Annotated in this window: 21 protein-coding genes; 13 read left to right on the top strand and 8 right to left on the bottom strand. The window is 74.2% G+C overall.

All coding sequences use genetic code 11. The features are described 5' to 3' along the window. The first annotated feature begins 11 nt into the window (after positions 1 to 11). Positions 12 to 677, top strand: coding sequence for a pyridoxamine 5'-phosphate oxidase family protein (locus J2S46_RS36525; RefSeq protein WP_229913167.1), 666 nt, complete (start codon positions 12 to 14; stop codon positions 675 to 677). Beyond that, entirely contained in the window at positions 674 to 3,088 is a 2,415-nt protein-coding gene (locus J2S46_RS36520; protein ID WP_191292924.1) for a glycoside hydrolase family 65 protein, read from the top strand. The genes J2S46_RS36525 and J2S46_RS36520 overlap by 4 nt, the downstream gene beginning before the upstream one ends. A 40-nt stretch (positions 3,089 to 3,128) precedes the next feature. Here J2S46_RS36520 and J2S46_RS36515 read toward each other — a convergent pair whose 3' ends face one another. Then, positions 3,129 to 3,950: an ABC transporter permease subunit gene (locus tag J2S46_RS36515; protein ID WP_191292873.1), complete on the bottom strand. Its 822-nt coding sequence runs from the start codon at positions 3,948 to 3,950 to the stop codon at positions 3,129 to 3,131. Then, positions 3,947 to 5,398, bottom strand: a complete 1,452-nt coding sequence (locus tag J2S46_RS36510) for an ATP-binding cassette domain-containing protein (RefSeq protein ID WP_229913166.1) — start codon at positions 5,396 to 5,398, stop codon at positions 3,947 to 3,949. The genes J2S46_RS36515 and J2S46_RS36510 overlap by 4 nt, the downstream gene beginning before the upstream one ends. Before the next feature lie 197 nt (positions 5,399 to 5,595). On the opposite strand from J2S46_RS36510, the gene J2S46_RS36505 reads away from it, so the two are divergent. From J2S46_RS36505 to J2S46_RS36495, 3 genes are read left to right on the top strand one after another with little or no spacing between them, the layout of a single operon-like run. Further along, complete coding sequence (locus J2S46_RS36505; RefSeq protein WP_191292872.1) at positions 5,596 to 6,474, top strand: universal stress protein; 879 nt, start codon at positions 5,596 to 5,598, stop codon at positions 6,472 to 6,474. Further along, positions 6,471 to 8,633: a cation-translocating P-type ATPase gene (locus J2S46_RS36500; protein WP_229913165.1), complete on the top strand. Its 2,163-nt coding sequence runs from the start codon at positions 6,471 to 6,473 to the stop codon at positions 8,631 to 8,633. Before J2S46_RS36505 ends, J2S46_RS36500 begins: the two co-directional genes overlap by 4 nt. Then, positions 8,633 to 9,409, top strand: a complete 777-nt coding sequence (locus J2S46_RS36495) for a cation transporting ATPase C-terminal domain-containing protein (protein ID WP_229913164.1) — start codon at positions 8,633 to 8,635, stop codon at positions 9,407 to 9,409. The genes J2S46_RS36500 and J2S46_RS36495 overlap by 1 nt, the downstream gene beginning before the upstream one ends. 29 nt (positions 9,410 to 9,438) lie before the next feature. Here J2S46_RS36495 and J2S46_RS36490 read toward each other — a convergent pair whose 3' ends face one another. The 5 genes from J2S46_RS36490 to J2S46_RS36470 are packed head-to-tail and all read right to left on the bottom strand — an operon-like array spanning position 9,439 to position 14,080. Further along, entirely contained in the window at positions 9,439 to 10,818 is a 1,380-nt protein-coding gene (locus J2S46_RS36490; RefSeq protein WP_191292871.1) for a Ni/Fe hydrogenase subunit alpha, read from the bottom strand. Then, positions 10,815 to 11,603, bottom strand: coding sequence for an NADH-quinone oxidoreductase subunit B family protein (locus J2S46_RS36485; protein ID WP_191292870.1), 789 nt, complete (start codon positions 11,601 to 11,603; stop codon positions 10,815 to 10,817). The genes J2S46_RS36490 and J2S46_RS36485 overlap by 4 nt, the downstream gene beginning before the upstream one ends. 1 nt (position 11,604) lies before the next feature. Continuing rightward, entirely contained in the window at positions 11,605 to 12,438 is an 834-nt protein-coding gene (locus J2S46_RS36480; protein WP_191292869.1) for an FAD/NAD(P)-binding protein, read from the bottom strand. After that, positions 12,435 to 12,905 (bottom strand): cyclic nucleotide-binding domain-containing protein, encoded by a 471-nt coding sequence (locus J2S46_RS36475; RefSeq protein WP_191292868.1) that lies wholly within the window; start codon positions 12,903 to 12,905, stop codon positions 12,435 to 12,437. The genes J2S46_RS36480 and J2S46_RS36475 overlap by 4 nt, the downstream gene beginning before the upstream one ends. Further along, positions 12,902 to 14,080, bottom strand: coding sequence for a 4Fe-4S dicluster domain-containing protein (locus J2S46_RS36470; RefSeq protein WP_229913163.1), 1,179 nt, complete (start codon positions 14,078 to 14,080; stop codon positions 12,902 to 12,904). The genes J2S46_RS36475 and J2S46_RS36470 overlap by 4 nt, the downstream gene beginning before the upstream one ends. A gap of 169 nt (positions 14,081 to 14,249) precedes the next feature. Here J2S46_RS36470 and J2S46_RS36465 point away from each other — a divergent pair, with 169 nt between their 5' ends. The 8 genes from J2S46_RS36465 (at position 14,250) to J2S46_RS36430 (ending at position 19,394) form a co-directional block, all read left to right on the top strand. Next, positions 14,250 to 14,753 (top strand): hydrogenase maturation protease, encoded by a 504-nt coding sequence (locus J2S46_RS36465; protein WP_229913162.1) that lies wholly within the window; start codon positions 14,250 to 14,252, stop codon positions 14,751 to 14,753. 127 nt (positions 14,754 to 14,880) lie between these two features. Continuing rightward, positions 14,881 to 15,561, top strand: coding sequence for a CBS domain-containing protein (locus J2S46_RS36460; protein WP_191292866.1), 681 nt, complete (start codon positions 14,881 to 14,883; stop codon positions 15,559 to 15,561). A 55-nt stretch (positions 15,562 to 15,616) separates the two neighbouring features. Continuing rightward, positions 15,617 to 16,060 carry a universal stress protein gene (locus tag J2S46_RS36455; RefSeq protein WP_229913161.1) on the top strand — a complete coding sequence of 148 codons (444 nt, stop codon included), beginning with the start codon at positions 15,617 to 15,619 and terminating at the stop codon, positions 16,058 to 16,060. 171 nt (positions 16,061 to 16,231) lie between these two features. Next, on the top strand, positions 16,232 to 16,513 hold the full coding sequence (locus J2S46_RS36450; RefSeq protein ID WP_191292864.1) for a DUF1876 domain-containing protein: 282 nt from the start codon (positions 16,232 to 16,234) through the stop codon (positions 16,511 to 16,513). Positions 16,514 to 16,569: 56 nt separating this feature from the next. Beyond that, positions 16,570 to 17,586, top strand: a complete 1,017-nt coding sequence (locus J2S46_RS36445) for an Acg family FMN-binding oxidoreductase (RefSeq protein ID WP_191292863.1) — start codon at positions 16,570 to 16,572, stop codon at positions 17,584 to 17,586. After that, on the top strand, positions 17,580 to 18,287 hold the full coding sequence (locus J2S46_RS36440) for a CBS domain-containing protein (protein WP_307352438.1): 708 nt from the start codon (positions 17,580 to 17,582) through the stop codon (positions 18,285 to 18,287). Before J2S46_RS36445 ends, J2S46_RS36440 begins: the two co-directional genes overlap by 7 nt. Beyond that, positions 18,271 to 18,714 carry a universal stress protein gene (locus tag J2S46_RS36435; RefSeq protein WP_191292862.1) on the top strand — a complete coding sequence of 148 codons (444 nt, stop codon included), beginning with the start codon at positions 18,271 to 18,273 and terminating at the stop codon, positions 18,712 to 18,714. Before J2S46_RS36440 ends, J2S46_RS36435 begins: the two co-directional genes overlap by 17 nt. 149 nt (positions 18,715 to 18,863) lie before the next feature. Beyond that, positions 18,864 to 19,394 carry a flavodoxin family protein gene (locus tag J2S46_RS36430; protein ID WP_191292861.1) on the top strand — a complete coding sequence of 177 codons (531 nt, stop codon included), beginning with the start codon at positions 18,864 to 18,866 and terminating at the stop codon, positions 19,392 to 19,394. Positions 19,395 to 19,486: 92 nt separating this feature from the next. On the opposite strand, the gene pflA is transcribed toward J2S46_RS36430, so the two are convergent. Further along, a complete protein-coding gene (pflA, locus tag J2S46_RS36425) occupies positions 19,487 to 20,263 on the bottom strand; it encodes a pyruvate formate-lyase-activating protein (protein ID WP_191292860.1) in 777 nt (258 codons plus the stop codon). Between the last annotated feature and the right edge of the window lie 3 nt (positions 20,264 to 20,266).

Here is a 20,266-nt window from a genome sequence, read left to right as displayed (position 1 = left end):
GGGGAAACCCCGTGCACCCCGGCGACGTCGGCCGCCGCGTCGCGCACCGCCGTGAGCAACTGGGCCTCACTCGCGAGCAGGTGGCGGTGCGGGCCAGGATGGACGTCAGCTACCTCGAGTACCTGGAGTCGCAGCCGGCCGCCGTCGACCTGGAGACGATCACGGCGCTGGCCGGCGCGCTCGGCACCTCGGTCCGGTATCTGCTCGGCGGCGGACTCGACTCACCGCCCGGACAGGCCACGCCGGTCCTCCGGCCGGTGGTGGAGGAGCTGCAGGCCTGGGAGTGCTGGGCGAAGATGGAGCCAGGTGGCGTCGGCCGGGTCGCCCGGTCCACGCCCGAGGGTCCGGAGGTCCTGCCGGTCAACTACCGCGTCCTGGACGGCACCGTGCTCTACCGCACCACGGCGCGGAGCGCCGCCGCCGCCGCGGTGGGCGAGCGGGTCGCCTTCGAGGTCGACCAGCTCGACGGGGCGTTCGGCGTCGGCTGGAGCGTCCTCGTCACCGGCCCGGCCCGTCAGGTCACGGAGGCGGATGCCATGGAATGGTTCGGGAAGCACGCCGATCCCCAGCCCTGGGTGGGCGGCCGGCGCGACACCTGGGTGCGGATCCGCCCGGACAGGATCACCGGACGCGTCATCCGCACCGCCGAGTCGACGCCCTCCGACGACACGTCGTGAGCGACAGGCACGGGCGCTCCCGGGGCTCCGCGCCCTCCGATCCCTGGCGACTCGGCTACGAGGGCTTCGACCCGGCCGACGAGGGCGTCCGCGAGGTCCTCTGCGCGGTCGGCAACGGCTACCTGGTCAGCCGCGCCGCCGCGCCGGAGAGTCACGCCGACGGCGTCCACTACCCCGGCACCTACCTGGCCGGCTGCTACGACCGGACGATCTCCGTGGTCGGCGGCCGCACCGTCGAGAACGAGGACCTGGTCAACTGCCCGAACTGGCTGCCCCTCACCTTCCGGCCGGAGGGGGGCGACTGGTTCACCGGACCCGCCGCGTCCGAGAGCCTGGAACTCGATCTGCGCGCCGGTGTACTGACCCGGCGGGCGCTGGTCGTGGACGGGCACGGCCGCCGGACCAGGCTGACGCAGCGCCGGATCGCCAGCCAGGCCCAGCCGCATCTGCTCGCGCTGGAGACGGAGCTGGTCCCCGAGAACTGGTCCGGCCGGCTGGAGGTCCGCTCGGCGCTCGACGGGGACGTGTCCAACACCGGCGTCGCGCGCTACCGGGGCCTGAACGGCCGCCACCTCGTACCGGACGGGCAGGGCGTGGACGCCGACGGCACGCTGTGGCTCCGGACGGCCGCCACCGGATCGCCGCTGCGGATCGCGCTGGCCGCCCGGACCCGGCCGCACCGGGCCGGCGTCCCCCTGCCGTCGACCCGTGGCGACCGGATTCAGGACGGCTCGGCCACCCAGATCCTCGTACTGGAGGCGGTGCAGGGATCACCGGTCACCGTGGAGAAGACCGTGGCGGTGTACACCTCCCGCGACGTGGCCATCGGCGCTCCGCTGCGCGCCGCCCGGACGCTGGTACGGCAGGCACCCGGCTTCGGCGACCTCGCCCGTGACCACGCACTGCGCTGGACGGAGCTGTGGCGCCGCTGCCGGATCGACGCGGACTTCGACGGCATCGGCACGGTGCGCCTGCACCTGTTCCACCTGCTGCAGACCTACTCCGAGCACTCCGTCGACCTCGACGTCGGCATCCCGGCGCGCGGCCTGCACGGAGAGGCCTACCGCGGGCACGTCTTCTGGGACGAACTGTTCGTCCTCCAGCTCCTCAACCTGCGGTTTCCGGAGCTGGCCCGGGCCGTGCTGCGCTACCGCCACCGCCGGCTCGACGCCGCCAGGCAGGCCGCCCGGGCCGTCGGCCTGCGGGGCGCGATGTACCCGTGGCAGAGCGCCTCCGACGGCCGGGAGGAGTCCCAGCAGCTGCACCTGAACCCGCTCTCCGGGCGCTGGCTGCCCGACCACAGCCATCTCCAGCGCCACGTCGGATCCGCCGTCGCCTACAACGTCTGGCAGCACTACCAGGCCACCGGCGACCTGGACTTCCTCGCCGGCACCGGCGCGGAGACGCTGTTGGAGATCGCCCGCTTCTGGTCCTCGTCCGCGGTGTACGACCCGCACCGCCAGCGGTACTCGATCCGCGGCGTCCTCGGGCCGGACGAGTACCACGACGCCTACCCCTGGTCCGACCGGCCGGGGCTGGACGACAACGCCTACACCAACGTGCTGGCCGCCTGGGTGCTGGCTCGCGCCCTCGACGCCGTGGAGGTGCTGCCGGACTACCGGCGCGACGAACTGCTGGAGCGGCTGGGGCTCGGCCAGGGTGAACTGGACCGCTGGCAGGAGGTGAGCCGCCGCCTGCGCGTGCCCTTCCACGACGGCGTGCTCAGCCAGTTCGACGGCTACGAGCGCCTCGCCGAACTCGACTGGACGGCCTACCGCCGGCGCTACCCCGACCTGCGGCGACTCGACCGGATCCTGGAGGCCGAGGGCGACACGGTGAACCGCTACAAGGCGTCGAAGCAGGCCGACGTCCTGATGCTGTTCTACCTGTTCTCCGCGCACGAGGTGCGCGGCCTCCTGCGCCGGCTCGGATATCCGGCCGGCCACGAGCTGTTCCGCCGTACGACCGACCACTACCTGCGGCGCACCGTCCACGGCTCGACACTGAGCGCGGTGGTGCACGCCTGGGTCCTGACCCGCAGCGACCGCCGCGCCTCCTGGCGGTTCTTCCGCGACGCCCTCGACGGCGACCTCACGGACGTGCAGGGCGGGACCACGGCCGAGGGCATCCATCTCGGTGCCATGGCCGGCACCGTCGACCTGCTGCAACGCTGCTACACGGGTCTGGAGATCCGCCAGGACACGATCTGGCTCGACCCCCGGCTGCCGTCGGCGATCGGCCGGGTGGACCTGGACCTCCGCTACCGCGGCCACTGGGGCATCGCGCTCTCCGTCGACCGGCGCTCCGTCCAGGTCAGCCTTCGCGAGAGCCTCCAGGAGCCGGTCCGGGTCGGTTTCCGCGGCTCCTCGACGATCGTCCGGCCCGGCGGGAGCCACCGGTTCTCCCTCTGAGCCCGGCCGCTGCCGACGGGCGCCGGCGACAGCCTTCGGGTCACGGGGCGAGGTCCCGACGGGCCAGGATCCGGAACGCCGCCGCCACCCCGGCCAGACCCACGGCGACGAGCACGCCCGCGGAGAACCACGGCACGGCGCCGTGGGCCAGCGCGTCGCCCGGCGTGTAGTAGTGGAACGGGCTGAGGAAGCGCAGCGGCGCCGCCTTCGACCAGGCGAGCGCGACGAAGTTCAGGGCGAACCCGACCGCGCCCAACGCGATGACGATCCCGACCACCTGGGAGCGGCGGCGGCCAGCCGCGGACACGGCCAGCGCCGGGCCGGTGAGGCACAGGGTGAAGGCGCAGCCCAGCAGCCCGGCCGCGAACACACCGCTGATCGGCACGGCCCGGTGCAGTTGCGGTGACAGGGCGACACCGATCGCCACGGTGACCGTCGCCGCGAGGTTGAGCAGCACCGAGGCGGCCGCCACGGCCGCGGTGCGTTCGGCCAGCAGCCGGTTGCGGGTGACGGGCCGGGCCATCAGGAGTTCGATCGTCCCCGACTCCACGTCGGCCGCGACGGCGGCCGCCGTCAGCGCGCCGACGGCGGTGAGCTGGATCGCGATCCAGAACGGGTGGGTGAGCCCGGCGCCGAGCAGCCCGGGGTAGCCGGCGATCGAGACGTCGCCGCTGGACCCGCTGAACGCCCGGAACGCGCTCGGCGGTGTGCGCCCGCCGCCGGCGAAGAGCTGGGCCGGCGAGAGCGTGTCGGCGATGACCACGATGAGGGTCTCGAAGACCACCATGCCCAGGACCAGGGCGACCAGCATCCGCCGGCGCCGGTACAGGGCCAGCCAGAGCAGCGGGAAGCGGCTGCTCACGGCGGTGACCCCGGGTCGGCGTGCCGGTAGAGGTCGAGGAACGCCTCCTCCAGGCCGGCCTCCTCCACCGCCAGGTCGGCCACGGGGAGGGCCAGCAGGCCGCGCAGCGCGTCCACCACCCGTCGGGGCGGCACCAGGAGTTCGACCTGGTCACCGTTCCAGCGCGGCGCCCAGTGTTCCGCCTCGCCGAGCGAGCGCCGGCCGCGGCCGTCGGTGAAGGTCAACCGGATCTTCCTCGCCCGCGCCTCGCGCAGGGCCGCGACGCTCTCCACCGTCACCAGCTTCCCGTCCCGGATGATCGCCACCCGGCCGCAGGTCCGTTGCACCTCGGGCAGGACGTGGCTGGAGAGCAGGACGGTGCGACCGGCCGCCCGCGCCTCGGCCAGCAGTTCGAAGAAGGTCTCCTGGACCAGCGGGTCAAGGCCCTCGGTCGGCTCGTCCAGCACCACGAGGTCGGGGTCGTGCTGGAGTGCCTGCACCAGGCCGAGCTTCTGCTTCATGCCCCGCGAGTACTCCTGGACGGTGCGGCGCAGGTCGGAATCCGGCAGGGCGAGGCGCTCACACAGCTCCGCGCGGCGGGGTGTCGGGGCGCCCTGCAGATCGGCGAGCAGCCGGAGGGATCGGTGGCCGGTCAGTTCCGGGTGGAGGCGCAGCTCGCCGGGCAGGTAACCGAGCGCGGGGGCGAGCCGGCGGTGGTCCGCTACGGGGTCCAGGCCCAGGGCCCGGACCCGCCCCTCGGTGGGCCGCAGCAGGCCGATCAGGCAGCGCAGCGTGGTGGTCTTGCCGGCCCCGTTCGGTCCGAGGAAGCCGAAGACCTCGCCGGCGGCCACGGTGAGGTCGAGCCGCTCGACGCCGACCGTCGGTCCGTAGCGCTTGGTCAGCGAAGTGATCTCGATAGCCGGCTCCGGGGTGGGCACGGGACGCACGCTCCCCCGGACCTGTTCCGGGCCCTGGGAGCGCAGCTCGCTGCCGATCTCGTGGGCCCCGGTCCGGATGCGTTCCGGATTCCGGAAGTCGCCGCCCTTGCCGTGCTTGACCATGGTGCGGGCGATCCGGCCGGCGGTCTCGGAGGTGAGGCTGCCGCCGAAGGTGGCATGCCCGCGGGCACGCAGGTGTGCCATCGTCCCGGCCGCGCCGGGCACCGGCGGGATCTCGTGCTGCTCGGCGGAACCGTCCACCTGGCCGCTGCTGAACAGCCGGACCGGGCGGTGGGCGAGGGCGTCGGCGTTGCGGCCGGCGCACCGCAGGGCCTCGCGCTGCCAGTGGCCCGCGTGCAGCGAGCTGCCCGGGACGACGGCGTCGAACCCCGTCACGTCCTGGACCGCGGAGGCGGGGCGGACCTCCGCGTCGAAGCCGTCCTGCTCCAGCGTGCGGCCGATCTCCTCGGCGATGCCGCCGGTGGTGCCGTGCTTGCTCCCGTATGCCAAGAGGATCTTCTGCTTCTTCATGGCGGCCCTCCTGCGGGTGGCGGACACGGTCGTGGCCGTTCGCCGACAGGTCCAGGGTGGACCTGCACAGGTGTTCCCTGCCAGGGCCGCCCGCCCTGCACCCGGGGCCGGTCGGCCCTGCCCCTCGGCGCAGGCCGTGCCTACGGTACGAGCAGGGCCCGGAACTCGGCGAGCCCCCGATCCCCTGTGGAGGAGCCATGGCACCCGCCGGCGCACGCCGCCCGATCGTCCTCGGCGTGGACGCGGGAGGCCACGGTCTGCTCGCCACCTCATGGGCCGCCGACGAGGCGGACCGCCGTCGACTGCCCCTGCTGATGGTCCGCGCCGTGCCGCAACCGGGCTCCGACCGGCGCGGCCTCGAGAAGCGCTACCACGAGGAGCTTCGCTCCGACGGTCGTCAGGCGCTCGACAAGGCCGCGGCCCTTGCGGGCGAACGCCACCCCCGGCTGGAGCTGGCCACCACCCTGGTGGACGGAAACCCTGGCCAGGTCCTGTGCCTGGCGTCGGCAGGGGCGGAACTCGTCGTACTCGGCTCGCTCCGGCTCAGCCGCGCCGAGGAGTTCCTCAGCTCCTCCTCGGTGGCCGTCCCGGTCAGCGCGCAGGCCACCTGCCCGGTGGTGGTCGTACGCGAGCCCGAGCACATCACCCAGGACCCGCCCTACCTGGTGGTCGGCGTGGACGGCAGCCCTTCGTCGGCCGCCGCGGTCGACCTCGCCTTCGACCTGGCGGCCCGACGCGGCGCCGCCCTGCGTGCCGTCCGGGTGAGGCAGTCACAGCCCTTCGGCCGGACCGACGGACTCCTGGCCGACCAGGAGCCCAGGCGACTGCTGACCGAGACCACCGCCGGCCGCTCCGGCAGGTACCCCGACGTGAAGCTGACCCATGAAGTGATCCACGGCCACCCTGTGGAGGAGCTGGCCAAGGCCTCGGAGCACGCGCTGGCCGTCGTGGTGGGGCGCCGCGGACGCGGCGGATTCACCGGCATGCGCCTGGGCTCCGTGCCGCACGGCCTGCTGCACCACGCCCACTGCCCGGTCGTCACGGTGCCCCGGCCGGCCGCCGAACCGCGCGGATGAGGATCGACAGCCCCGGCACCCTGCGGCAGTCCACGGACCGACCGCCGGACGGCGGGGACGCGCCGGACCCGCGTGAACCGATCGCCCTCCTCTTCCGGGACCTACGCACCTCGGCGCAGGGCCTGCCGGATCGCGAGGCGGACCGCCGCCAGGCCGTGTACGGTCCCAACACGCTGACCGCGCGCGGCGGACGACGCCGGCCCCGGGAACTCGCACAGCAGTTCACCCACCCGCTCGCCCTGCTGCTGGCGCTCGCGGCGGTCCTCGCCGCCGTCAGCGGGGCGCCGGCCCTCGCGGTGGCGATCGCGGCCGTGATCCTGCTGAACGCCGCGCTCGCCTTCGCGCAGGAACAGCAGGCCGAGAAGGCCGTGGAGGCGCTGGCCGCCTTCCTCCCGGAACTGGCGACCGTGATCCGCGACCGGGTGCGACGGGAAGTACCGGCCACGTCGCTCGTCCCCGGCGACGTGCTGGTGGTCGAGGAGGGCGAGCGGATCTCCGCCGACGCCCGGCTGCTGTCCGGAGGCGTGGAGGTCGACCTGTCGGCGTTGACCGGTGAGTCGGCGCCGGTTTTCCGCTCCGCGGAGCTGGTGGACGTCGAGGGTTCCCTGCTGGACGCGCGCGACCTGCTGTTCTCCGGAACGTCCTGCACCGGCGGCCAGGCGCAGGCCGTGGTCACCGCCACCGGGATGCACACCGAGCTGGGCAGGATCGCCGCGCTGAGCCAGCGCACCCGGCGTGAGGAGAGCCCGCTGGAACGCCAGGTCAAGCGGGCCGCGCGGCTGATCGCACTGGTGGCGATCGGGGTGGGGTTCACCTTCCTGCCGGTCGGCCTCGCCGCGGGCCTGTCACTCGCCGCCGCGGTGAGCTTCGCGATCGGCCTGCTGGTCGCCAACGTACCCGAGGGACTGCTCCCTACAATCACCCTGTCGCTCGCCTCCGGTGTCCGGGACCTCGCCAGGCGTGGGGCAGTGGTCAAGCGCCTCTCCGCCGTCGAGACCCTCGGTTCGACCACGGTCGTCTGTACCGACAAGACGGGGACCCTGACCGAGAACCGGATGCTCGCCACGGCCGTCTGGACGCCGGGCGGCCAATGCGCCGTAGACGTCCCGGTGCCTGCACCGCCGGAGGTCCGGCTGCTGGCGGCCTCCGCGGCGGCCTGCACGACGGCCCGCCCGGAGGCCGGTCATGGCGACCCCACCGAGCTTGCGCTGCTCGACCTGGCCGAACGGCTCGGCGTGGCGTGCCCGCCCGAGCGACGCGACACCGACCGGCGGGCGATGTTCCGCTTCGATCCCCGGATCAAACTGATGACGACGGCGGACTCCGAGGACGGCACGGTCGTCCTGCACACCAAGGGCGCGCCCGAGGAGGTCCTCGCCCGCGCCGACCGCCTCCTCGACGAGGGTTCGCAGCGGCCCCTCACCCCGGCCGACCGGAGCGGGGTGGTCAGCGCCGTCGGCGACCTGGCAGCCCGGGGACTGCGGGTGCTCGGCGTGGCCCGACGGCCGCTGCCACCCGGCCAGGCACCCCCCGGCCGGCGCGAGGACGCCGAGCGGCACCTGTGCCTCATCGGCCTGATCGCGATGGCCGACCCGGCCCGGCCCGAGGTCGCCGGCGCGATCACCCTCGCCCATCGCGCCGGGATCACCGTCCACGTCGTCACCGGCGACAACGGCATGACCGCCGCCGCGATCGCCGGCCAGGTGGGTATCGGCCGTGGCGGATCCCGGATCGTCACCGGAACCGAACTGACGGCCATGGGCGAGCGGGAGCTGGACACGCTGCTCGCCCGCGGCGAGGAGGTGATCTTCGCCCGCACCTCCCCCGAGGCCAAACTGCGGATCGCGGACGCGCTGCGCGCCGAGGGCCACACGGTCGCGATGACCGGCGACGGGGTGAACGACGCACCCGCCCTGCGGCGCGCCGACATCGGCGTGGCCATGGGACGCTCCGGCACCGACGTCGCCCGCGAGTCGGCCACCATGGTGCTCACCGACGACAACTTCGCCACCATCGTCGCGGCCGTCGAGGCGGGCCGGCGGACGTACGACAACATCCGTAAGTTCATCGTCTACATCTTCGCCCACGCCGTCCCCGAGGTGGTGCCGTTCCTGGTCTTCGCCCTCGCGGGCGGCACGATTCCGCTGCCCTCACGGTGATGCAGATCCTGGCCGTCGACCTGGGCACCGACACCCTCCCCGCACTCGCGCTGGGCCGTGAACGCGCCGAACCCGGCCTGATGGACCGCCCCCCGCGCCGGCGGGACGAGAAGGTGATCCAACGCTCCATGCTGGCACGGGCCTGGGGCTTCCTCGGCCTGGTCTCGGCCTGCCTGGTGATGGGCGGCTTCCTGCTCACCCTGACCCTGGGCGGCTGGCACCCCGGCGACCCGACCGGCCCCGGCACCGCCCTGCACCTGACGTACCGGCAGGCCACCACCGTCACCTGGCTCGGCATCGTCGCCTGCCAGATCGGCACCGCCTTCGCCGCCCGGACCGAGCGCGCCTCGCTGCGCTCCATCGGTGTCCTGAGCAACCGGCAGCTGCTGGTGGGCATCGGCTTCTCGCTCGCCTTCGCCGCCACGATCGTCTACCTCCCCCTGCTGCACCACGTGTTCGGAACGGCGGCGCTCAGCCCCGCGCAACTGGCGTTCGTGGCACCGTTCCCCTTCGTCGTCTGGGGCGCGGACGAGCTGCGGAGGGCTCTGGTGCGCCGCCGCCCGGCCGCTGCCGCGAAGCCCGCGGGCACAACCGCAGCTCCGGCGCACACCCCCGTCACGGCTTCGGCCCATCACCCGGTCGCCGTCCTGCTGGCACGCCACGGCTGGAGCGCGCACCGGCTCCACCACGCGCTCGGCGTCAGCGAGGAGGCAGCGAAGGACATCGTCTCCCATGCCCGTCAGGTGGCCGCCGAGCACGGGCGCCGGCCGCCCTGACGAGGCAGGCGGGCCCGGGCGCGGGACGGTCAGTCGCTGTGCGCGGCCCGGTCGACGGTGAGGTCGAGGAAGTGGGTGGAGCAGGAGATGCACGGATCGTGGTTGCGGACGGCCCGTTCGCACAGCGCGGTCAGCTCGGCGTCGGTGGGCTCCCCCGACCGCAGGTGTTCCTGCACGGTGCGGCGGAGGTCCTCCTCGATCGCGTCCTGGTTCTGCGCGGTCGGCGGCACCAGGACGGCGTCGGTGACGGTTCCTTCGGCGTCGAGGGTGTATCGGTGGTGGAGCAGGCCACGTGGCGCCTCGGTCGCCCCGTGGCCGGTACCGGCGCGTGGCGGTACGTCGACGTACGGGCGTGGCGGGGGTTCGTAGGCGTCGATGAGGCGCAGCGCCTCGTCGACGGCGTGCAGCACCTCGACCGCCCGGACGACGATGCTGCGGTAGGGGTTGCGGCAGACGACACCCTGCCGGGGGTCGCCGAGCCCGGCGTCCTGGGCCGCCTGGAGGGCGATCGGGGACAGCAGGCGTCCGCTGATCGCGTACCGGGCGAGCGGGCCGGTCAGGTGGCGGCGGCCGTCGAGCCGGGCGTGCAGGGCGGTGGAGTGCGGGACCTGGCGCTCGACGACGTGGTCTCCGAACTCGCGGACGCCGAAGGTGCGGGTGGGCAGGGCTCGCCGGCTGGTGGCGGGCAGTCCGGCGGTGTGCGGAGCGGGCATGACGGTCGGTGTGCCCGATTCGACGGCGTAGCGGTCCGGCTCGGCCAGGGCGAGCAGGTCGTGGTCGCACCCGGCCTCGGGGAAGTCGAAGCCGGCCACCCAGCGCACGGTGAGCGCGGCGTCCTCGCGGGCCCGGCGCAACTGTTCCTCCAGCGGGCGCAGTTCGGACCTGCTGGGCACCCGGTGGAAGCCGCCCAGGCGGACGTTGACCGGGTGGACGGCCCGGCCGCCGAGCAGCTCGATGATCGCGTTCCCCGCCTGCTTGAGGCGCAGTCCTCGCTCGACGTCGGCCCGCCTGGACCGGGCCAGTTCGACGACGTTCGCGCAGCCGTGGAAGTCGGGTGCGTGGAGCAGGTGGACGTGCAGGGTGTGGCTCTCGATCCATTCGCCGCAGTACATCAACCGGCGCAGGGCGGCCAGTTGGCCGTCCACGGTGACACCGCAGGCGTCCTCGATGGCGCGGCAGGCGCTCAGCTGGTAGGCGACCGGGCAGATCCCGCAGATCCGGGAGGTGATGTCGGGCGGTTCGGTGTAGGAGCGTCCGCGCAGGAAGGCCTCGAAGAACCGCGGGGGTTCGAAGATGGCGAGCCGCGCCTCGGCGACCTCCTCGCCCCGGATCCGCAGGTGGAGGGAGCCCTCGCCCTCGACCCGGGAGAGCGATCCGACGTGCAGCACCCTGGAGCCGCGATGGGTCACCGTTCCAGCTCCTTGCGGGAGGCCGCGTCGAACTCGGGCGCGGCGGTGTTGAAGGTGCGCAGGACCCGCACCACGTCGAGGGTGTCCATCCCGTCGCGGCGCAGCAGCGGGACGAAAGCCGGGAAGTTGGTGGAGTCGCTGGGGCCGAAGCAGCCGTAGCAGCCGCGCCCGAAGGTCGGGCAGACGGCGCCGCAGCCGGCATGGGTGACCGGGCCGAGGCAAGGGGTGCCGTGGGCGACCGTCACACAGACCGTGCCGCGCTGCTTGCACTCGAAGCAGACGCTGTGCGCGGGGACGGCCGGTCGGCGCCCGGCCAGGTGGGCGGTGATGACCTCCAGGAGCTGGCGGCGGTCGACGGGGCAGCCGCGCAGTTCGAAGTCGACGGGGACGTGGGCGCTGATCGGGGTCGAGGTGGCGAGCGTCGCGACGTAGTCGGGCCGGGCGTAGACGGCGGCCTGGAACTCGGCCACGTCGGCGTAGTTGCGCAGCGCCTGGACGCCGCCGGCGGTGGCGCAGGCTCCGATGGTCACCAGGCGCCGGGAGACGGCGCGGATGTGGTGGACCCGCTCGACGTCCTGCGCGGTGGTCACCGAGCCCTCGACCAGGGACAGGTCGTAGGGGCCCGGCGCGCTCGCGCTGGAGGCCTCCAGGAAGTGCGCGATCTCCACCTGCTCGGCGAGGCCGAGCAGTTCGTCCTCGCAGTCCAGCAGGGTGAGCTGGCAGCCGTCGCAGGAGGCGAACTTCCAGACCGCGAGCCTGGGGCGCCGGCGGGGCTCGGCATTCATCTCACAACTCCCTTACCAGAAGGAGTGGCTCGGCTGTCGTCCAACTGACCACGGGGCCGTCGCGGCACAGCAGGAGCGGCCCGAGTTGGCAGTGCCCGCAGTGGCCGGTGGCGCAGTGCATGGTCCGCTCCAGCGAGACCATGATCCGGCCGGGGTCGGCGCCGCGGTGCACCAGTTCCGCCGCGGTGGCGCGGATCATCGGCTCGGGGCCGCAGACGAAGGCCGCCACCGTCCCCGGGGCGAAGGCGGCGCGGTCGAGCAGGGCGGTGACGACACCGACGTCACCGCGCCATCGCTCGTCGGGCCGGTCGACGGTGACCAGCACGCGGGCCCGCGGCGCCCATTCGCGGGTCTCGGGGAGGTAGAGCAGGTCCCGCGGCGTGCGGGAACCGATCAGGACGTTCAGCCGCCCGTACTCCCCCGGTGCGGCGAGAGCGGCGCGCACCAGTGGACGCAGCGGTGCCAGACCGATGCCGCCCGCGACCACCAGCAGGTCGCGCCCGGCCGCGGCGGGGAGACCCCAGCCCGTGCCGAACGGGCCACGCACGCCGACCGTGGCACCGGCCTCCAGCCCGTGCAGGGCGGCCGAGACCGCGCCGACGCTGCGGACGGTGTGCGTCAGCCGGTCGCCGTCGATCCCGCTCACCGACAGCGGGATGTCACCGACACCGAACGCGTACACCATGGCGAACTGCCCGGGTACGAAGAGCGGCAGGGCCGATCGGACGGGCTCCAGCACGATCGTGGCGATGCCGGGCGCCTCGGCCGCGCGGAAGGCCACCCGGTAGGGAACCGGAAGGGCGGCGGAGCGCGCGACCGCACCGGGCGGCGTCATCGTCCGCCTCCGTCGGCCCCGGTGCCGGGCGGCCCGTAGAGGTCGAGCAGGCGGGTGCGGGTGGCCTTCAGCCGACGGGCGATCACCGCTGCGACGGCGCCGGTCACCGCCAGGCCGAACGCGGGGTCCTGCCCGCACGCCGCACGGACGCGCGCCGCGTCGAACTCGACGGCCAGCAGTGTGCCACGGGCCTGAGCACCCAGGTGCCACCGGTAGGGCTCGAAGAGCCAGGACCAGCCGAGAAGATCACCTTCGCCGAGGGTCTCCACGACGGGCGGCGGCCCGCCCGGGACGTGGACGTCCAGCGCCGCGCCCCCCGAGCGGATGATCCAGAACCGGTCCGCGGACCCGCCCTCCTCGAAGATCCGGGCGCCCGCGGGGATCTCGACCTCGTGGGCGAACGCGGCCAGCAGGTCCCGGTGGGCGGGCGCCAGGGCGCCGAGGAAGCCGTGCTGCGAGGTGGTCATGTCGGGCTCTCCGGACCCGTCGGGCGGCCGGCCCGGCTCTCCCGCTCCCGCTCCCGCTCCCGGTGGAGCGCGTGAGCCTCCTCGGTGATGTCGATGCCGACCGGGCACCAGACGATGCAGCGCCCGCAGCCGACGCAGCCCGAGCTGCCGAACTGGTCGAACCAGGTACCGAGTTTGTGGGTGGCCCACTGGCGGTAGCGGCTGCGCGGCGACTCCCGGACGGAGCCGCTCGCGAGGTGGGAGAAGTCGAGGTCGAAGCACGACTCCCAGTGCCGCCAGCGCTCGGCGTGGTCGCCGGTCAGGTCCGTGACGTCCTCGGTGCTGGTGCAGAAGCAGGTCGGGCAGACCATGGTGCAGTTGCCGCAGGTCAGGCAGCGGGCCGCGACGTCGTCCCAGCGATCGGCCGTGAGGGTCTCGCGCATCAGGGTCCGCAGGTCCACCGGCGGCATGCTGCGGCCCATCCGGTCCGCCGCCTCGGCCACGCGCTCGTGGGCCGCCTGCCGGGTCGCGGGGTCGGCCGGGCTCCGGGGAAGCGCGGCCAGCACCGACTCGCCCTCTTCACTCCCCGCACGCACCAGGAAGCGGTGGCCTTCCGCGTCCAGCACCTCGGTCAGGGCCAGGTCGAAGCCGGGACCCGCGGCGGGGCCGGTTCCCATCGACACGCAGAAGCAGGTGGCGCCCGGCTCGGTGCACTCCACCGCCACCAGGAAGGCCCGCTCCCGGCGCCCGCGGTAGGCCTCGTCGGCGTGCCTGCCCCCGGTGAGGACCCGGTCCTGGATCGCGATGGCCCGCAGGTCACAGGGGCGCACCCCGAGAAAGGCGTACGAAGGAGGTGTGCCGGTGTCCTCGGTGACCACGAGGTCGCCGTCGGCGCCGCGGTCGGCGCTCCATTCGCGTACCCGGGGCGGATGCAGGAAGGTCTTCCAGGACTGCGGCCCCGCGCTGTGCGCGAAGGCGGCGCCGTCCCCGCGGGCCCGCAGCCGGTACGTCCCGGCCTCCAGTTCGACCCCCCACCCGTAGGGCAGGTCCGCACCCGAGCCGAGTTCCGCCAGCACGATCGCCCCGTCCCGCACGGTCGGGCCGATGACCGTGCGGCCACGGCCGGCGAGGACCGCGACCAAGGCGTCCAGGCCGTCCTTGTCGATCACCGCGGAGCCGCCGGCGTCCGTCGCCACTCAACCTCCCAGGCAGATGCCCCCGCTTCCCCAAGTATGGGGAAGGAGGCGCCCCGGGGCAGGGGAAGACCGGTCCGGTGTGCTCCAGGTGGCTCTCTGCCGGCCTCGTGCGGGCCTCGCCGAGTCCCGACACGGCTCGGGAACACCCCGGGCGGGGACAACAGGAGATGTGGACAGCACCCCCCGCGTCACCGTCATCGGTGTCGGCAACGAGTACCGCCGTGACGACGGTGCCGGCTGGGCCGTCGTCGCCCGGCTGGCGGAACGCGCCCGAACGCGCCCGTTGCCGGGCCGGACCTCGCTCGTGGTGTGCGACGGCGACCCCGCGCGGCTCATCTCCCACTGGGACGGCGCGGACCTCGCGATCGTCGTGGACGCCGCCCACACCCACCCCGGGCAGCCCGGCCGGGTGCACCGCCTCGTGATGGACGGCGGGCGGATCGCGGCGGCCGACCGCGCGACCAGCTCCCACGGGCTGGGCCTCGGCGACGCCGTGGAACTGGCCCGCGAACTGGACCGCCTGCCGCGCCGCCTGGTCGTCTACGCGGTGGAGGGAGCCGACTGCTCCCCGGGAATGGGTCTGTCGGACCCGGTCGAGGTGGCAGTGGCCCACCTTGCGGAGCAGATCACGAAGCAGGTCGCGCGGTGCCACCACGGGGTCCGCGACCGCTGAGCCCTGCCCGGACAGGGCCGTTCGGTGCCCGCCGGCCGGCCGGACAGGGCCCGAACGGCCCTGTCCGGGGGGACCCGGCAGGCGGACAGTGTGAGTGCAGGAGGACCCCGGAGAAGGAGTGAGGACCATGCAGCACCGCACCGTCCGCGACGTGATGACCCCCGGAGTCGTCACCGCACGGCCCGGCACCCCTTTCAAGGAGATCGCCGAGCTCTTCGAGCGCAACGGCATCGCCGCCGTCCCGGTCGTCGACGACCGGGACCAACCGCTCGGGATCGTCTCGGAGGCGGACCTGCTGCGCACGCAGGCACGCCTCCCCGACCCGCAGGGCCACTCCGTCGGCCGCCCGACGGACTCCCGCGACAGCGGCGCCACCGCGGCCGAGACCGCGGAGGGCCTGATGACCAGCCCGGCGGTCTGCGCGCGCCCCGGGTGGAGCATCGTCGAGGCCGCCCGGACCATGGACCGCGAAGGGATCAAACGCCTCCCGGTCGTCGACGAGACCGGGCGGCTCACCGGCATCGTCAGCCGCTCCGACCTCCTGCGGCTCTTCCTCCGGCACGACACGGCCATCCGTGAGGAGATCGCCCGCGACATCCTCGACCGGACCCTGCACCTCGCTCCCGGCGCCGTACGGGTCACCGTCCGGGACGGTGTGGTGACCCTGGCCGGGCGGGTGGAGGAGCCGGGCCTGGTCCCCGTCGTCGAGCGCCTCTGCGCGTCGGTCGACGGGGTGGTCTCCGTCCACCAGGCCATCGAGCATCCCTCGACGGCATCGCCTGCCGGGGCCACCGCCCCGACCGCCTGAGGTCCCGTGACCGCCACGGCCGGCGGGCGGCCCGGGCCGAGAACGAGGTATGGCGATGCGCAGGGTGGAACCGGTGGGGCAGCGGACCGTGGTCGGCGTGGACGGCTCCCCCTCCTCCGAACAGGCCCTGCGGTGGGCCGTCACCCAGGCACGCCTGACCGGTGATCCGGTCGACGCGGTGATCTGCTGGACCTCGCCGACGGTGTACGAGCGGGCGCCGACGTCGGTGGATCGGGAGCTCGGCCACGCCGCCGGGAAGGTGCTGGACCAGGTGGTCGCCCGTACCTTCGGCGGGGTCCGGCCGGAGGAGGTCCGCACGACGGCCCTGCCGGGGAACGCCGCCGAGGTGCTGGTCGCGCGCTCACGGGGAGCCGACCTGCTCGTGGTGGGCAGCCGGGGCCGCGGCGGCTTCGGCGCCGCCCTGCTGGGGTCGGTGAGCCAGTACTGCGCGCAGTACGCGCCGTGCCCGGTCGTCGTGCTCCGTGGCGGCGCCGGATGATCAGCGGATCTCCCCCGGCCCGGCCCGGGGCCGTCCGGCGGCCTTTCAGGGCCGGAGGGCCCATGCCCGCGTTCCGGACGCGGAGCAGGATGAAAGGCGGGACCGGACGAGGAGACGGGTGTCGACGCCCCGCAACCGGTCCGCAGGAGCGACCGGAAGGATGTCCCGGCCATGACCGTCACCGGCAGCATCGATCAGCACCGGACCAAACAGTGGACGCTGCACCTGCAGTTGTTCGAGGAGGGCGACCTCACCACCGTGCACGCCGTCCTCGACACCGGTGACAACACCCTCCGCAGCCGAGCCACCGCACGGCGCAGCCCGAAGGACCCGGACGTCCCGGAGATCGGCGACGAGTTCGCGGCGGGGCGGGCCCTGGTCGACCTCGGTCACCAGTTGTTGCGCGCGGGCGAGAGCGACACCGCGGCCTTCGACCCCGGCCTCCGCGGATGACGCCGGGCCGGCCGCCCACCGTTGACGAAGTGAGTCGCACCAGGGAGCGGTCCACCATGAACGACCCAGCACTGACCGTGGCCCAGCTGCGGTTCCTGGCCTCCGCCGCCGGCGCGGCGCCCTCGCTGCACAACAGCCAGCCGTGGCGCTTCGCACCCACAGCCGACTCGTCCGGCCTACGGGTCCATCTCGACCGCGCACGGGCCGTGCCGCTGACCGACCCGGACGGCCGGGCGCTGCACATCTCGGTGGGCGCGGCGCTGTTCAACCTGCGGGTCGCCGCACCGCGGCTCGGACGGGACCCGGAGGTGCGGCTGCTCCCCGATCCGGCCGAAGCGGACCTGGCCGCCGTGGTCGGTCTCGCCCGCCCCGCGCCGTCGGCGCCGCCGCCCGGGCCGGACCTCTACGAGGCGATCCGGCACCGCCACTCCAGCCGCCGGCCGTTCATCAACCGGGACGTGCCCGAGGCCGTCCTCGGCGAGCTGACGACGGCCGCCCTCGGCGAAGGCGCGGTGCTGTCCCCCCTGGAGGAGGACGGGGTGCGCCGTGTGCTCGCCCTGACCCGCGACGCCGAGCGCCGCACCGGCGCCGACCTGGCGCGCACGGCCGAGACCCGCAGCTGGTTGCGGCTGGAGGAACCCGCCGCCGACGGGATACCCGCGGCGGCGCTGGGCCCGCAGGACCACGACGCCCGGGTGCCCATGCGCGGCTTCACCGGCCGGACGCAACCCACGACGCCGCCCGAACGCTTCGAAGCGCTGCCCCAGCTGGCCCTCCTCACCACTCACGGCGACACACCCGCCGACTGGCTCCGCGCCGGCCAGGCCATGCAGCACGTCTGGCTGCTGGCGACGGTCCACGGCCTGCGCGCGTCCGTCCTGCACCAGGCCGTCGAGTGGCCCGACACCCGGTGGGGCCTGCGGGACCCGGCCGAGGGGGTCGGCCACGTCCAACTCGTCCTGCGTCTCGGCTACGGCCCGCCCGGACCCGCCACACCACGCCGCCCGGTCGACGAGACCCTCGACCTGACGGACCACCGGGCCGCCGCTGCCCGCGGGGAGTCGTCGTGCTGACGCACCGCACCGTCCGGGACGTAATGACCCGCGATGTCGTCCGCGTCGCACCGGCGACGGGATTCCGTGCGATCGTCGAGCTTCTCCAGGAGCACGGCATCACCGCCGTGCCGGTCGTGGACGAGGACGACCGGCCGGTCGGCATCGTCTCGGAGGCGGATCTCCTGCGCACCCAGTCCGCCCAGGAGGACCCCGGCGGCCTGCGACCGCCGCCGGCCGAGGAGCCGGGAACGGCCGGGGCGGACACCGCCCAGCAGTTGATGACCAGCCCGGCCGTCTGCGTCGAACCCGGATCCACCGTGGTGGCCGCTGCCCGCCTGATGTCCGGGCGGCACATCAAAAGGCTGCCGGTGGTGGACGAGGAGGGCCGGCTCGCCGGCCTGGTGAGCCGCGGCGACCTCCTCAAGGTGTTCCTCCGGGACGACCGGGCCATCAGGCAGGACGTCGTCGAGGAGGTGCTCAGCCACGTGGAGGGGGTGAGCCCGGCAGCCGTCGGTGTGGAGGTCGCGCAGGGCCGGGTCGTGCTGAGCGGCACGATAGAGCCCCCGTACCTCGTGCCGGTCGTGCTGCGCCTGTGCCGGTCGGTGGACGGCGTCGTGTCGGTCACCGACCGGACGAGCTCGGTACCCGAGCAGATGTCCCCCACCACCCACCCGAAGCACCACCGGAGCACGGAGGTCCGCCATGGGAACCACGTCTGAGAACACGCACCCCGTCATCGTCGTCGGCGTCGACGGATCGCCCTCCTCCCGGGCGGCGCTCCGCTGGGCCCAGGGACAGGCACGGCTGGAGGACGCCTCGGTCGAAGCCGTCGCTGCCTGGGACTACCCACCGATGAGCGGCTGGGGGCTTTCCGTCCCGGGGCCCGAGATCGAGGAGGCGGCCCGGCTGGCTCTGGCCGACACCGTGAAGCAGGAGCAGGCCCCCGCCCGGCCCCCCGTCCGACAGCGCACCGAGTGCGGCCACCCGGCGGACGTCCTGCTGCGGGCCGCCCGTGGAGCGCACCTCCTGGTGGTCGGCAGCAGGGGGCTGGGCGGATTCACCGGGACCCTGCTCGGCTCGGTCAGCCGGCACTGTGTGGAACACGCGCCCTGCCCCGTCGTCGTGGTGCGTGGCACCGGCAGCTGACCGGCGGAGGACACGCGGAAGGAGCGGTGGCGCAGACCCGCGACCCAGCACGCTCCCTGCCGCGTCGTCGCCCACCGCTGACGCCGCCGCCGCGACGGCTGCGCGCGGCGGTCGACGTTCCGAACCGACTTCCGGAGAGGTGAGCGGTCGTGCAGGCAGTGATCGTGTACGAGAGTGTGTACGGCAACACCCGGACCGTTGCCGAGGCGATCGCGGAAGGTCTGCGGGGCGCCCGGCCCGACGCCGTGGTGCGTTGCGTCCCGGTGGCCGGGGCGGGACCTGAGGTGACCGGCAGGGCGGATCTCCTGGTGGTCGGCGGGCCCACCCACGTGTACGGGATGAGTTCCGGGCCGACCCGCAGGATGGCTCGGCTCGCCGCCGGGACACCCGCGGGGAACGAGCCGGGGACGCACGGCCCGGGATCCGACCCGGGCCCCGGGCTGCGGACCTGGTTCCGGTCGCTCCCCGAGCCCCGGCCGGGCGCCCGCGGTGCTGCTTTCGACACCCGTGCGGACATGCTGATCAGCGGCGGAGCCGCCCACGGGATCGCCCGCAGGCTGACCCACCACCACTACGACCTGGTGGCCGCCCCGGAGGGATTCGTGGTGGAGAGCACCGGCGGCCCGCTGCGCCCGGGCGAGCGCGAGCGGGCCGCGGCGTGGGGAGCCTCACTGGCCTGACCACCCGCCGGGGGCCGCACGGCCCCCGGCCGGACGCGCCCTCGGGCCGCGGGAGCGGCGGGGCTCGGAGGACGGTGCACGGCGCCCCCGCGTCACACCGCGTGCAGGCCGTGGTCGGCGAACACCGACCGGGCTGCTTCCAGTTGTTCAGCGTTCGGCGCCGGGGTGCCTTCGAGCGGGAACGGCCTCCCCCGGGCCCGGTACTTCGCGGAGCCCAGGTTGTGGAAGGGCAGGACGTCCACCCGTGCGACGTTGCCGAGCGAGGCGGCGAAGCCCGCGACGCCCTCGACGTTCGCCGGCCCGTCGGTCAGCCCGGGGACGAGCACGAACCGGACCCACACCTCCTTGCCGAGGTCGGCCAGCCGGCGGGCGAAGTCCAGTGTGGGTTCCAGGTGCTGTCCGGTGAGGCGCAGGTAGAGGTCGCGATCCCAGGACTTGACGTCGAGCAGGACGAGGTCGACGTCGGCCAGCAGCCCGTCACCCGCGCGGGCGCCGAGGAAGCCGGAGGTGTCCAGCGCCGTGTGCAGCCCGAGCTCGTGCTTGAAGCGGTGGAACAGTTCGGCGCAGAAGGCGGGTTGGAGCAGCGGTTCGCCGCCGGTGAGGGTCGCCCCGCCGCCGGCCGCGTGGATGAAGGCGGCGTGCCGCCTGGCCTCGGTGACCACGGCGTCGACGCCGGTGCGGGTGCCGTCCGGCATCCGCCAGGTGTCGGGGTTGTGACAGTAGAGGCAGGTCAGCGGGCACCCGGCCAAAAAGACCACGAACCGGGTGCCGGGGCCGTCCACGCCGGTGGACACGTCCCAGGAGTGCACCGAGCCGGTGCGGGCCGGAGGCGGCCCGACCGGGACTGCGGTGCCGAGCGTGACAGCCATGGG

This window comes from Kitasatospora herbaricolor, from assembly GCF_030813695.1.
Classification (GTDB): domain Bacteria; phylum Actinomycetota; class Actinomycetes; order Streptomycetales; family Streptomycetaceae; genus Kitasatospora; species Kitasatospora herbaricolor.
This window is presented reverse-complemented; position numbering and strand designations above follow the sequence as displayed.

Excerpts from the sequence above, each read along its gene's own strand:
- J2S46_RS36500 (WP_229913165.1), top strand. The coding sequence starts at position 6,471 with ATGAGGATCGACAGCCCCGGCACCCTGCGGCAGTCCACGGACCGACCG.
- J2S46_RS36510 (WP_229913166.1), bottom strand. The coding sequence starts at position 5,398 with ATGAAGAAGCAGAAGATCCTCTTGGCATACGGGAGCAAGCACGGCACC.
- J2S46_RS36455 (WP_229913161.1), top strand. The coding sequence starts at position 15,617 with ATGCGCAGGGTGGAACCGGTGGGGCAGCGGACCGTGGTCGGCGTGGAC.
- J2S46_RS36485 (WP_191292870.1), bottom strand. The coding sequence starts at position 11,603 with ATGAATGCCGAGCCCCGCCGGCGCCCCAGGCTCGCGGTCTGGAAGTTC.
- J2S46_RS36460 (WP_191292866.1), top strand. The coding sequence starts at position 14,881 with ATGCAGCACCGCACCGTCCGCGACGTGATGACCCCCGGAGTCGTCACC.
- J2S46_RS36435 (WP_191292862.1), top strand. The coding sequence starts at position 18,271 with ATGGGAACCACGTCTGAGAACACGCACCCCGTCATCGTCGTCGGCGTC.
- J2S46_RS36495 (WP_229913164.1), top strand. The coding sequence starts at position 8,633 with ATGCAGATCCTGGCCGTCGACCTGGGCACCGACACCCTCCCCGCACTC.
- J2S46_RS36480 (WP_191292869.1), bottom strand. The coding sequence starts at position 12,438 with ATGACGCCGCCCGGTGCGGTCGCGCGCTCCGCCGCCCTTCCGGTTCCC.
- pflA (WP_191292860.1), bottom strand. The coding sequence starts at position 20,263 with ATGGCTGTCACGCTCGGCACCGCAGTCCCGGTCGGGCCGCCTCCGGCC.
- J2S46_RS36445 (WP_191292863.1), top strand. The coding sequence starts at position 16,570 with ATGAACGACCCAGCACTGACCGTGGCCCAGCTGCGGTTCCTGGCCTCC.
- J2S46_RS36450 (WP_191292864.1), top strand. The coding sequence starts at position 16,232 with ATGACCGTCACCGGCAGCATCGATCAGCACCGGACCAAACAGTGGACG.
- J2S46_RS36475 (WP_191292868.1), bottom strand. The coding sequence starts at position 12,905 with ATGACCACCTCGCAGCACGGCTTCCTCGGCGCCCTGGCGCCCGCCCAC.
- J2S46_RS36505 (WP_191292872.1), top strand. The coding sequence starts at position 5,596 with ATGGCACCCGCCGGCGCACGCCGCCCGATCGTCCTCGGCGTGGACGCG.